Raw genomic sequence first — 13,617 nt, forward strand, 5'->3', positions numbered from 1 at the left:
ACCTTTTGGAATAATTTATGTCAGTCTGTTAAGGCAGAGTGCACTAATAAGTAAAATAATTGAAATAATTAAGAGAATAACCAGTACAAAATTATATTTTTTTGTCTTGGATTTATTATCCATTTTTTCTTTTTCGCTTTTAAGTTCATCATTAAGGATTTTAATTCTTAAATCTCTTTCTTTTGAAAAAGGTTTGCTTTTCTCTTGTTCAATTTTTTGAGTTATATCATCAGCCCTTTGATATTTATTTTTCTTAAAAGACGAAAAGACGAACCCCATTGATATAATATATGCTAAACCTGTGTATGAAAATATTGTGATACCTATAATAAAAGTAAAGTCAGATGCTATTCTTTTGGAAGTATATGTTTTTGGATCTTTATTTCATTTCAAAAACAATAACAATAATGTTAATGTGAGACAAATAATAAAAACAACGACAAAGTGCATGCATTTTTTTCAATGAAATGATTTAATAAAATATTCTCTTTTTGAATTCATAATGATAGTATTATAAAATAAAAGGCTCAAAATGATTTTGCTTTATACATATGCCCTATAACAGTACAAACAAAAAAACTAGAAATAATTCTAGTTTTTAATCATTTCAATTAAATTCATATTCATACACATTATCGGAAACAACTTTTTGTTTATTATTATTGTTAAATATAGAAGTTGCTAATTTAAATTTAGCTTTAATTTTTTTATCAGTTGGATTATTGAATTCAATTTTAATATCTTCTAATTCCATATTATCAGCATTTTTGAAACGAATATAATAGCCAGGATTTGCTTTAATATCTTTTGCAACCTTATTATCTGATACAGCAGCCTTAAAAGTATCTATATCTAAAAATTTATTTAAATCAACATTATTAAGACCAGCAAAACCATCTATTTTATATTTGAGTGGATGGGTTAATTCAATTAAATAGTCTTTTGATGATTCTTTTGCATGTTTAGACAAACTTAATGCTAATGATACAAAAACATATCCTTGCTTAATGCCTTCATAATTCTTGCCAAAATCCAATGAGACTTTTTTATCTTTAATAACCACTTCTTTTAATGCCTGCATATCTATTTTTTTATAATTAATTAATAGATCATCATCATAAATTGATGTTATAACAAAATCAGACTTGTTAGCATTGCTTAATTTTGAAAAGTATAAATTTTCTTTAATTTTATCTATTGAATCAGTAAATTTATTTTTAAAGCCTTCAATATATTTAAATTTTAAAAAACTTTTTGTCTTAGGTTCAGTTTTTTTAGCTAATGAATATGTCACATAAACATAACCCCAAGCATCGTCAGGTTTAACATCTTCAATTTCATATAAATATTCGTCAGTTAGCTTATTATTTTTTAAAACTACAAAGCTTTTTAAATAACCATTTTTAACAAATTCTGATGGTGTTATTTTTGACATATTTGCCTTTAAATCAGCCTTAATGTCTAATTCAGCACCTTGAAAATTCTTAGGGTCAAATTTATTATTTTTATAGCATGAGACAAGAATAAATGGACTAAGTGCAAGTAATGAAGTTGATGATATTAATGTTTTAAAAATTTTATTTTTCATTTTTGTTTCCTTTAGTTTTATTCTTGTCTAATGAAACAGAAGCAATTGAAATTTCAGCTGATTCTTTATTTTTTTCCATTAATAATGTATATTCAATATCCTCAGGAATAATCACTCTACCATCAAATGGTTTATGTAATCTATCTTCTTCATTATAAATTGACTTAGCTAAAACAGGCTCTGATAGATTAAAAGGCCTTACTCAATTAACAACTTGATCTTTTGTTCCATATAAATAATGATTATCTTCCACTAAATAAGTTTCGGGAATGTTTGGATATTTTTGGCCTTTTAAATAGTCTAGCTCAAAATTAATATTTTCAAATTTTTCATTAGCATTTGAAATTTTAGGAATAGCCTTAAATAAATTAATTGTGTATGGATGCATAGGTTGTTTATAAACAACATCTGTATTACCTGATTCAACTATTTTACCTAAGTGCATAATCTGCACTCTATCGGCTATATATTCTATCATTGATAAGTCATGAGCTATAAATAACATACCTATATTTTTTTGTTCACACAAGTCTTTCAATAAATTTACAACTTGAGCCTGAATAGAAATATCAAGCGACGCAATAGGTTCATCAGCAATAATGACTTTTGGTTCAGTTATTAAAGCACGGGCTATAACAATTCTTTGACGTTGCCCACCCGAGAACTCATGTGGATAACGATAAGCAAATTGTTTAAGAAGCCCAACATCTTCTAATGCTTTATAAATAATAGATCTAGTGATAAGTTCAGTAATCATTTTCTTAGCAAAGATCTTATTATATAAATTAAATAATGGATTGCTTGATTGTTTAATGCCTAGTAAGAAATAAATAGTTCTAACATCTTTAAATAAATGTTTAACTTCAATTTCGAATGATTTTAAAGTTAAATATTTATTAGATATTTTTTGTTGATAAACCTTAATATTTCTTGATATCTCTTCTATTTGCTCTTTATCTTTATTCTTTTTAGCATTATTTAAATCTTGTTTTAATTTAGCAAAAAACTTTTTATTAATTTCAGCAAATTTATTGTTTGTATAAGTTTGCTGAATTTTAAGTTTTTTATAAAGCAACGATTCGTTAAGAATCTCAATATCTAATTCTTTAATATCTGCTTTGATCATATCTGCATATTTATTATTTTCTTCAGTCATAATTTTATATGCTTTATCAAGCGCTTCCTTAGCATCATTTAATTCTTTTTCACTATATTCTGGTTTCTCAGTGGTTGAATTAATAATTTTTTCACATTTATTCTTAAGGCTTAATAACTTTTTCTCTTCCTCTTGGAAATTCCTTTTGTTGGTTTCACTTGCTTTGATATATTTAGCAAAGTCGAATTTAAAGTAAGTATTTAATACATCATTAGCAATTTTTTTAAAGTTTCTTTTAATAGGAATTTCTTCTAAATGATCTTTATAAAAGTTACTGGTGTAATTATTTAATTCAGATACTAAATACTTAACTTGTTCAATAGATAAGTATCTAATTTTTTCACTATTTTCTTTAATTAATTTATGTTTAATTTTGTTAGTTATCTCTTTTTTATAGTTAAAAAAGTATAAGTCAACATTATAAGTATTTAAACGCGCATATTTGCATATTCTGATTTCGTTTTTATATTCAGAAAGAAAGTTTTGAATGGCATTTTTATTAGAAATTAAATGTTCTGCAACATTGCTTTTGTGTTCCTTGATTTGATTTTCAATTTCTTTTTTTTGATTTATAGCATCATATTGCTTTTGTGAATATTTGGATAAACTTTTTGCTAATTTATAATTATCCTTAGCATTTTCATAATCAATTTCATCAAATGTTAACTCTTTATTACGATAAAGCTTTTGTTTTTCATAATAGAAAGCCATTAAATCATCTGTATTTGAATACATAGAGTTAATAATGTCGCTTTCCATAGATTGCTTTTCTTCTAAGTAATTAAAGTAAGAAATAAAGTTTTCATCAATGGTCTCATTTTCAAAATCAAACTGAAAATTAGTTAAAATGTCGGTTCATTTTTTAAAGAAAACCTGAGCTAAACTTGTAATAGCTCTAAGGTTTTTGATTTTCAATTCTTTGGCATATTTTAAAAATGAAAAAGGATAATTTTTCTTAATAGCATCTCAGTCACTAAACAAATCATGAGTTTTTTGTTTAATGATCCCATTAACAATTAATGGTTCTTTTAAAATACTGTATATAGTTTTTTGACCATTAAGTGAAGCATGAGGATCTTGAAAAATCATTTGGATTCTTTTTCTTAGAAATTTTTCTTGTTTTTTAGATAAATGCTTTCCACTAATAATTTTTCCATCAAGCGTTACAAAACCATTAAAATCATTATAAAGTCTTAATAAAGAACGACCAACGGTTGTTTTACCTGAACCCGATTCACCAATAAGACCAACAATTTCACCTTCATGTAGATTAAAAGAAACGTCATCAACTGCTTTATTAATATTTCCATTATTAAGGAAATATTTTTTTAAACCTTGGATGTCTAAAATAACTTTTTTGTCATTATTCTTTATCATCATTAAACACCTTTCTGAAACTTTTTAATCTTAATTCTAGTGATTTAGGTCTTTCTATTTTTGGAGCATCTGGGTGTAATAATCAAGTAGCAGCACTGTGATGATTATTAATTTCAATTAAAGGGGGTTCTTTTTCATAGTCAAGTTCAAGCGCATAGTCATTACGATATGCAAAAGAGTCTCCTAATGGTAAGTTAGCCATATCAGGTGGAGTACCTTTAATTGAAAATAGCCGTTCGTCTTCATTTTCAGGTATAGCCGAAATAAGAGCTCAAGTATAAGGATGAGCAGGATTGGTGAAGATGTCTTTTCTTGTTCCTCTTTCAACAATTTTGCCAGCATACATAACATAAATATAGTCACAAAATTTAGCAACCACACTAATATTGTGCGAAATTAAAATGATAGAAATGTTGTACTCTTGTCTAATTTGTTCAAATAGCGCAAGCACAGAAGCTTGAACTGTGGGGTCAAGTGCAGTTGTTGGTTCGTCAGCAATAATTAATAAAGGCTTAAGAGCAACCACCATTGTAATAACAACACGTTGCTTCATACCACCACTTAAAGTATGTGGATAACGGTCAAAAACTTCTTCAGGATTATGAATACCAAATTGGTCTAATAATCCTACTAAATAGTCTTTTTTAGCTTTATAAGGTTTGCCTTTTCACTCATTATTTAAATTTAGTGCATCTAATAATTGCTTACCAATTTTTCTAGTTGGATTCAATGAAGTTAAAGGGTCTTGTGGAATATATCCAATATAATGCCCTCTAATTTTTTCTCACATTCTTGGTTTTTTAATTTTAGTTAAATCAACATCGTGGACAATCAATTCATCGCATGAAAGTAATGAACCTTCATTAACATTAATTAATGCTTTTGAAGTCACTGACTTACCAGAGCCTGATTCACCAACAAGGCCGACAATTTGACCTTTTTGAATATCTAGATCAACACCACGCACAATTCTTATTAGCGATTTTTTACCATTTTTAAAGTCTACTTGCAAATTTCTAACTCTAAGCAATTGATTATTTGGCAATATATCAACTTTAATAGCAGCTAACTTATTATCTTTATCTTTAATGTTTTCCATAGTTTAATTACTTTCTATCTTTTAATTTTAATAACCTTAGGGTCAAGTGCATCATGTAAACCTATTGCTATAAATTGTAAACTTAAACAAATCAATAAAAGAATTGTGGCTGGAATAATCATAATTCATGGGTTTTTAGCTTGGTTTGCTATATTATCATATAAAAACTTACCTAAGTTATAAGATTCTGGTGCATTATAGAAACCAAGGAATGAAAGCGAAGCAATGCTTAATATAATGGCTGGTATTCTACGAACAAAGTTCATTGCTATTTTTCCTAAAATAGCAGGAAGTGCGTGGAAGAATATTTGTCTGTTAGTTGAAGCACCAACACTTTTAGAAGCTAAAATATATTCTTCATCTTTAACTGTGATAATAAATAAACGAGTAGAGTAAATTGGTCAAGTTCATCCTGTAAATAATAAACCAGCAATCAAGACTCACTCGCCGGGATTTTTACTAAGGGAAACAAACATTAATAGTCAAATAATTGAAGGTGGAGCTTGGAAAATATCAATAAATCTCATTAAAACTGTATCAATTCACTTTCCAGCATGAAAGCCTAAATAAGCACCGACTGAAACACCAATAATAACCTCAACAGTGGCAACAAACATAGCAATTCTAATTGATTCCAACGTTCCAGCCCAAACAGTTCCCCAAATATCACGGTTAATATGAGTAGTACCAAAGTAAGTCTTTAAAGTAAATTGATCTACTTGTGTTTTTAAATACGAAACCATATTGTCAGTTATTAAATAACCTTCATTGTATGCTTTATTTAAAGCAAAATTTAATTGTCTTGCATAATAATATTTATAAAAATCAATCGAAACACGTTCAGAAGATATCTTTTCAAAGTCAAGATATTCCTTTAAATACTTAGAAAAAGGGTATTTAGGATCAGTAAATAGGTTTATATCATTAATGACATTTGCTTTATTAGTTTGAACATATGGCGAAAACATGGGTGGTAAATTATCTATATCTGAAAGACCACCATTTCAATAATTTAATTTTTCAACCGATCTAGTAATATCGGTTCCAGGTTTATAAACAGGATTTATAGTAACAATGATGGCAGTTAAAATAATTGCTAAAAAGATGCCAGTAGAAATAACAACAATTGGATTGGTAAAAAACCTTTTGATAACTTCAATAATTAAGATCTTTGGCTTACCAGCCACACTGTTTGTAACTTTTGGTCTATTCGAGATAACTAATTTCTTTAAAGCATCAGCATCTAATTTATATTTAGTGTTAAATTCATTAGCATTCATTAGTTTTCTCCTTGTGCATCAGTAACTTGTGGTATTTGTTCTTGTTGTTTGTATATTTCTTTAAGCTTCTTTTGTCTAATGAAATAAGCCTTAAAAATATGTAAGTAATTAATGCCTGAACTTGATTCATAAACAATTCTAGGATCCAATATCACAAACGAAACATCAACTAATATATCAGTAAAGACTGTTAGACCAGTGAATAAGATAATACTGAACATAACTATATTAATTTCAGCATTAGGAAAGGCATAAGATAAAATCTGTGCAGTTCCTTTAACTCCTCAAAATTGTTCAACAATAATACTACCTGATAAAAGAACTATATAAGATGGTAAGATCAAAGCACTAAGTGGAATTGAAATATTTCTTAAAACATATTTTCAGAAAATTTGCATTCCACTTAAACCTTTTGTTTTAGCTATTAAGATGTAATTTGATGTCAACACTGTAACTGTTTGGTTTCTAGCATATAGTGTATAAACAGCCATTGAGCTAAGTGAAACAACCAAAATAGGTGGAATAATACTTTTGAAGAATTTAGCAAAAGTGTATAGGCCAGAGTTATCATTTGGTACTCATGGAGTATAAACAGTTGGAAAACCTGCTGAGGTAAAGATTTGAATAAATATAGGAGCAATGATAAATGAAGGTACTGCTATAAAGAAGAACACAAAGGCATTAATAATACTATCCCATATGCTTCCACGTTTATAACCAGCAACTATTCCTAATGTTGTACCAGTAATTGAACTAATAATGAAAGCAGGTAAAGAAACGAATAGACTGTTAGGAAAGTATTCTCAAAACACCTTTGAAACATCTTTTCCAAAAGAGTCAACTCCATCTATTTTGCCATAAACAATCCCTGGGTTTCCTTTTAATAAATCGCCAAGATAAGTAAATAATTTACTAATTAATGGTATCTCGCTGTATGCTTTAATCTCAGCCTTAATGCGAAGTAAAGCAGGGTCATCTGACTTTGGATTCCCTGCTAAAATGTTAGCTAATTGAATTTCATAAGGGTTTTTCCCAAATGCTGCTAAAAGGCAATAAGAAAAAACTATAACAATTAATAATGTAAGAATAGCCATGGCTATTCTCTTTGATAAATATCTAAACATAATATTTTATTTTATATTATTTCTATATTTTAGGGCTAAGTTTTATAAAAATAGAAATATTATTGACCATTACGGATTACATAATCGGCAAGTCATTGGTTATCTGCTGCTGAATACACTTTTCCAAGATAGTGGTTGACAAAACCGATTGAGTATTGGTTCTTGCTTACTAATAAATCAGGTTCTGGAACACGACCATAGTAATTAAGCAACTCGTTTGATAGCGCGATCACATCTTTAACATTAATGGTTTTTGTGTATTGTACAAAGAACTGTGCACTGGCTGCACCAATTTGTGTAAAACCACCTTCTTTATTTTCTACTACTTGACCGGTAGCATCAAGTTTGAATGATTCCACGCTGTCATTAAATCTAACTCAGTATTTGCTTTCAACATCTTTTCATTTGTCAAATGGAACACTTCATTTAAATTCTTGTTTTGGATCATTCATAAAGGCAACAAAAGCTTTTGCAAGTTTTACTAATTGTGGAAAACTGCCTTTAAGTGAATTTTGTAATTCAATATCATAGTTTATTAACACTAATATTGCTCTTAATGAAACCGCACCAAGCCCATCAAAACCTGAACCTATATCATCAAGGTCATAACCTCAACCAGCTCATTCTTGGAATGATGTAAGACTTGCAATATTTTTAGCTCATTCTTCTTTTGTGTCATATTTTTTAAATGTACATTTAAGTCTTGGATCAAGATCACTATACAATTCAGGCAATCATTGCAATAAACTTTCCATTTTTGGTGGAACAAATGTTTTTGCATTTCTATTTATAACAGTTCACTCAACTTTGTCTTTTTGAGCATCAAGGTTATTTGCTGTGTAGTATTCATCAAGAATCTTTTTAATTTCAGCTTGAATTTTTTCAAATTCTGCTGATTTAATTCTATCTTTGTCATTTTGAGCACTAGATTTTTTAATGTTTTGATCAGGAGTAATAGTACCTGCTTTTTTACCATCAGCACTTAAATAAAATAATGAATTGAATTCTTTAGCGTGTTGTTCTGGTTGATCAATTTTATCTACATTATCTTTAGCTTTAATAGCGCCGTTTGGAGCAATATGTGATAATCAAGCACTCGATTCACCTTCACTAACTCATGATGCTAAATATTCTCAGTTAATTGCTGCTGTAAGCATTGTTCTGAAAGCAATTGTTTTAGCTCCAAATTTATCTTTAAGATTTTGGAACTTACCACCTGTTCTAATTTCTTCAAGTGAAGAACCATATGCTAGTTTAGCAAAGTTATTATTATAGTTAAATTGTGTATCTGCTGTATGAGTTGCAGAATATGGTAAATAAGTGGTTAAAAATCTATATGGCCCAGATGTAGCATTACTTTGTCTTGAGTAAAATACACCGTTATTAATTTGTTGCAAACTCATATCTTCATAGTCATTTTTACTTAATAATGTATGAGAGAGGATTCCAAAATCACCATTTAGATAATCAGTTTTAACAGCGAGTTGAAAACTGGTATCATTTAGCGAGTCCCCTTGGTATCAAAGTCTGTGTTCTTTAATTTTGTTTTTATCCTTAGCAACTGCGATTGGGTCATTAGGATTTTCTGCTCTATAATGAGTATTAAGTTTGTAAATTTCTTCACGAGTTCCTTCATCATAATTAACATAGTAATATCTTCCTGCTGTTAAAATTGAATCATCATTAAAACCATATCAGTAGATTCCGGCTTTACCAGCAAGAGTTCCTTTAACTAATGACAATAATTCTTTAAGAGTCTTGACATCGTCTTCAACTTGAACATTTTTATTTGTTTGAATGTTAATTTTTGTTGGATCTTGATCAAGTTCAGCAAGATATTGTGATGGCGCAGCTGTAAAGTCTTGTGATGTAGCAAGGTTTTCAAATAATAAATCAAAGTGGCCTTCTACACCAGTGTTTTTTCTAACAAAAGTTAACTTGTCATTTTGAATAAAATCTTCTTTTTTTCAAAATTTTGTTGAGTCAACATTATAGAAACTATATAAATACTCGTTAGGGTATTTAGCATTAGCTGTAAAGTATTTTGATTTGTCAGCTAAGATTTTTTCGTTAATAAATTTATCAACTTGTTCGCTAGTTTGTTTTTCGCCTTTGAGTGTAAGTTTATCGGCTTGGCCTTCTAATAACTTAACACGATCACTTGCTGTTAAGCCTTTAGTTCTAAGTCATGAAACTCAAAAGTCATCAGGAACTATATCATATTTAGTTTCTTCACCTTTTCTGCCAACTCATTTTTGACCTTTTTTAACACCAATTTGTAGTTTTGTAGCCTTTTTTAAGACATCAGCAAATTTTTTGCTGTTAATACTTTTTTCATTTGATGAAAAAGCTTGATAGTATGAAAATTTGAAAACATTATAAGTTTTAGTTTTCCCATCTGCTAAAGTAGCTTCAGTAGCTCCACCATCTGGTTCTGGGAAAGTATCAACGATGTCGTTGTCAAATGTTTCAGTTTTTTCAACACCAGCATCATTATAAGTTAATGTTACTTCTGAACCTAGTTCTAATTTATATCTTCAAACTGATGGACGAGCATTAATTCATTTTCCATCTTTTGTTTTAAAGACAATAGGAGTAAATAAAGATTCCTTTCTTAACAGCACACCAACGGTTGAATCAGTTGGTTGATTTTGTCATGAACCATATGATGCTGTTCTATCTAACGTATATTCAGTATTTTTGACATGCCCACCATTGTGTGCTTGTCTCAAAACGCCATTTGCTAACTGACCTATTGGCAATTTAGCATCATTTTTACTATATGGCTTTACTTCAAGATCATAATTTCATAAAGATTTTTCATCTTTTAAAATTTCATTTCAACGTTCATACGTAAGTTCTTGGAACTGTGCTGATTGGCCTTTACCACAACTTGCGGCAATAAGTGGTAAAACAGCTGTTGTAGACAAAGCTCCAAAAGTTAGTAATAATTTATTTTTTCTTGACATATCTGTCCTTTCATACACTTATTAATAACTGAAATAGTAATATATATTTTATATTTGAGACTAATGTTAATAAGGAGTTATATATAATAATAATGTGTATATGTTATGAATAATAATGTTTTATAAAAATAAAGTAGGAATTCAGCGTTCCTACTATTTAAATTAAACTATTAATGAGTGTAAATTTATTTAGATACCGTAATATGTAGGAACTTATAGCAAAAATTCATTAAGTTAGAGTTCTTAATGATAATCATTGCAAATCTATTCATATATTGGTAATTTGTATTCATAACGCTATTATTATAAAATAAAAAAATAAAACCAAGAAAAAATATTTTGCCAAAAAAGATGGACATAAAACCTAATTTGACACATCAAAATCAGGTGCGAATGAGAGAATTTTTTGCATATTTTTTATTCAAACTGAAAATTCTCACATAATTTATTTATATATAATATTTGTATAAATCTTATTAACATTTATTTGTAAAATAAATATGAAAAATAACAACTGTGTTTTTGGGATTTTTGGTGAGGAATTAATTATCTAAATCTATTCCCAAAATTTTAATTTAAGTGTTTAGAATAAATGTTTAATATAATATTAGCATGTATATAAATATGTGATGAGGCAGAATTTATGAAGTATAAACCCATACAAAATAATCAAACAATTGAGATAGTCCAAAGTAATAGGGATATAACTTTTGCTAAAACAGCCTCGAAAGTATATCAAGATCCTAAACATCAATTTTCACCTAGAATTTATAAAGTAATACGGTCAGAAAAACTACTAAAAATTACTATTATGGTTATCTCTTTTTCTATCACTTTGCTAAGTATTTTAGCTTTTATATTAGCATGATATAAAGTGGCTCCATTCAATAGTGATCAAGATAGCCCTTTAATTGGTTATTTAGTGCTTTTTGGAATAACTGGTTTTTTATCACTAGCAGTAGGAATTAAAAATGCTATTGAAAATGTGCAATGAACTCATACCATACAAAGATATCGTGATGCTATTTCAGCTGGTGATTACACATCAAGCACTACATTTCACATTGTATATAGAAAAATCATATTAAAGGATATTAATTTGCTTTGAATATTGATTTTCATTCTTACATATTTAGGTTTATTTACCTTAATAGTTTTTGGTCTTCATAAATCTGGCCCATGAGAAGCGGGCAGTAAGGAAGGTTCGGTGTACTTGAATTTAGATTGGCCAAAATGATTGGACGCCAGCTTTAAAAACACACCTTTATTTTGTTTAATTAATGTCATCATTATGGCATCATTAATAGCAGGATATATAATTATCAAATTATTTGATAAAAAAAGATTAATTGACATCGGTGACTTTCTTGGCGAAAGATCGGTAGAGATCCAAGAACAAATTGAGCAAGCTAAAAAAGACAGAAATAAAATGTGACTAAGAATATATCTTGTAGTTGTGGTGCTAACTATACTATTACCACTTGCTCTTTTGCTAGTCGCTATTTGAAAAGGACTTATTCGCAGAAAAAAAGCAGTAACAGGTTAGAATAAATTAATAGAAGTGCATAGTTATTTTTATAACTATGCTTTTTATTTTGCTTTTGTTATGCATAAATTAAATTCTTAAATGTAAATTATTTAAATATAATTATTACTATAATAGATCTTAAAGGAGAATGAATATGAAATTATTAGTTTTAGTCCATAATAATTTTAATGATATGGAATTAGTATCAGTGTTAAGTGTATTTAACAAATCTGGTCAATTTGAAGAAGTTGAATATCATAACCCTAGCTATTCAGAAGCCAATGGGCAACATGGTGTTGTGAAGATGACACTACACAAAAGAATTAAATTTGATGATTACGATGCAATCTTCATTCCTGGCGGAGCAGGTGCTCAAGAATTAAGAAATGATAAGGAATCAATAGAATTAATTAAAAAATTCAAAGACGCCGGTAAATACATTTTTGCAATTTGTGATGCGCCAAATGTTTTATTTGAAAACGGTATCATTGATAATGAAACTGTTTATAGTTCATATCCAATTTCATACATTGATACAAATTCGGGAAAACTTAGAAATGAAGCACAGGCTACAAACCATGGAAAAATCTTTACAGGTAAAGCTCCTGCATCATCTGTTGCTTTTGCTTTATTAGTTATTAAAATTCTTTTTGGACAAGAAAAACATGATAGCCTTAAAAAAGCCCTTTATGGAGATAGATAATTTGCTAAATTAAAACCAAGCTAAAATTTAGCTTGGTTTTTATTATTTTCTTAAAATTTAAACTCCTGCTGATAAAAGGCCTTTACGTTTAAGTGTTTTAATTGTTTTAGCACTAACTTTTAATGTTGTAGGGGTTCCATCTGAATTAGTAATAGTAATTTTTTGTAAATTTACATTAAATGTTCTCTTAGTTGCAATCATTGAGTGAGAACGTTTATTACCAACAAGAGGGCCTTTGCCGTTTAATTGATCTCTTCTTGCCATATTTGCTCCTTTCATAATACTATTTAATATTGCTATATGATACAAATTTATAAAATCTATTTTATCATATAATGCGATTTTAAAAATAAAAAAATAGGTGGTTGTTAGTGGATTTATAAAGATGAATATTTTTATTTCATCAATAGCAATTTTTTGTTATTTGCCTGTAAAACAGTCGTTTCTATAAAAATTACAGTTTGTTATTTTGAAATTATATTTTTGTAACATTAATAAAATCATATTTAATATAACACCATATACTGTTTGAAAATATAGTCTATGTCTCTTGTGTTAATAAAAAAATAAAAACGCGTATGAAATAATGAAATTAGCCATGAACATTAAGATTCCTATCAAAAGCAGATAAGATTAGTAAGTAAAAAATATAGAAATAATGAAAAAGTGAATCATTGCTTTGAATATTAAACTAGGACAAAAAAATTAGACTCAAATTAAAGTATTTTTGATATAAACATCTCACAATTCATGGGGTGTTTTTGTACTAATTTAAATTATGCCAATATAAAAC

At 28.2% G+C, this 13,617-nt stretch carries 10 protein-coding genes; 2 read left to right on the forward strand and 8 right to left on the reverse strand.

Annotated features, from left to right (window positions below; all coding sequences use genetic code 4):
• Window positions 1-15 precede the first annotated feature (15 nt).
• The 7 genes from T386_RS0101430 to T386_RS0101460 all read right to left on the reverse strand — a co-directional run bounded on the left by T386_RS0101430 (window position 16) and on the right by T386_RS0101460 (window position 10,593).
• A complete protein-coding gene (locus T386_RS0101430; RefSeq protein WP_029513401.1) occupies window positions 16-501 on the reverse strand; it encodes a DUF3899 domain-containing protein in 486 nt (161 codons plus the stop codon).
• A 97-nt stretch (window positions 502-598) separates the two neighbouring features.
• Window positions 599-1,588 (reverse strand): MAG1050 family protein, encoded by a 990-nt coding sequence (locus T386_RS0101435; RefSeq protein ID WP_029513402.1) that lies wholly within the window; start codon window positions 1,586-1,588, stop codon window positions 599-601.
• Window positions 1,578-4,121: an ATP-binding cassette domain-containing protein gene (locus tag T386_RS04690; protein ID WP_084274160.1), complete on the reverse strand. Its 2,544-nt coding sequence runs from the start codon at window positions 4,119-4,121 to the stop codon at window positions 1,578-1,580. The genes T386_RS0101435 and T386_RS04690 overlap by 11 nt, the downstream gene beginning before the upstream one ends.
• A complete protein-coding gene (locus T386_RS0101445; protein ID WP_029513404.1) occupies window positions 4,108-5,220 on the reverse strand; it encodes an ABC transporter ATP-binding protein in 1,113 nt (370 codons plus the stop codon). Before T386_RS0101445 ends, T386_RS04690 begins: the two co-directional genes overlap by 14 nt.
• A gap of 14 nt (window positions 5,221-5,234) precedes the next feature.
• Window positions 5,235-6,500, reverse strand: a complete 1,266-nt coding sequence (locus tag T386_RS0101450) for an ABC transporter permease (RefSeq protein ID WP_029513405.1) — start codon at window positions 6,498-6,500, stop codon at window positions 5,235-5,237.
• Complete coding sequence (locus T386_RS0101455; protein ID WP_029513406.1) at window positions 6,500-7,624, reverse strand: ABC transporter permease; 1,125 nt, start codon at window positions 7,622-7,624, stop codon at window positions 6,500-6,502. Before T386_RS0101455 ends, T386_RS0101450 begins: the two co-directional genes overlap by 1 nt.
• A gap of 59 nt (window positions 7,625-7,683) precedes the next feature.
• Window positions 7,684-10,593: an OppA family ABC transporter substrate-binding lipoprotein gene (locus T386_RS0101460; protein ID WP_029513407.1), complete on the reverse strand. Its 2,910-nt coding sequence runs from the start codon at window positions 10,591-10,593 to the stop codon at window positions 7,684-7,686.
• Between the two features lie 643 nt (window positions 10,594-11,236).
• Between T386_RS0101460 and T386_RS0101465 the strand changes: the two genes are divergently transcribed.
• Window positions 11,237-12,139 (forward strand): MSC_0882 family membrane protein, encoded by a 903-nt coding sequence (locus tag T386_RS0101465; protein ID WP_029513408.1) that lies wholly within the window; start codon window positions 11,237-11,239, stop codon window positions 12,137-12,139.
• A 136-nt stretch (window positions 12,140-12,275) separates the two neighbouring features.
• On the forward strand, window positions 12,276-12,824 hold the full coding sequence (locus T386_RS0101470; protein ID WP_029513409.1) for a DJ-1/PfpI family protein: 549 nt from the start codon (window positions 12,276-12,278) through the stop codon (window positions 12,822-12,824).
• 57 nt (window positions 12,825-12,881) lie between these two features.
• Here T386_RS0101470 and rpmB read toward each other — a convergent pair whose 3' ends face one another.
• Window positions 12,882-13,088 carry a 50S ribosomal protein L28 gene (rpmB, locus tag T386_RS0101475; RefSeq protein ID WP_029513410.1) on the reverse strand — a complete coding sequence of 69 codons (207 nt, stop codon included), beginning with the start codon at window positions 13,086-13,088 and terminating at the stop codon, window positions 12,882-12,884.
• Window positions 13,089-13,617: the final 529 nt, after the last annotated feature.

Origin of the sequence: Mycoplasmopsis primatum ATCC 25948 (genome assembly GCF_000702785.1) — a bacterium.
Taxonomy (GTDB): domain Bacteria; phylum Bacillota_I; class Bacilli_A; order Mycoplasmatales; family Metamycoplasmataceae; genus Mycoplasmopsis; species Mycoplasmopsis primatum.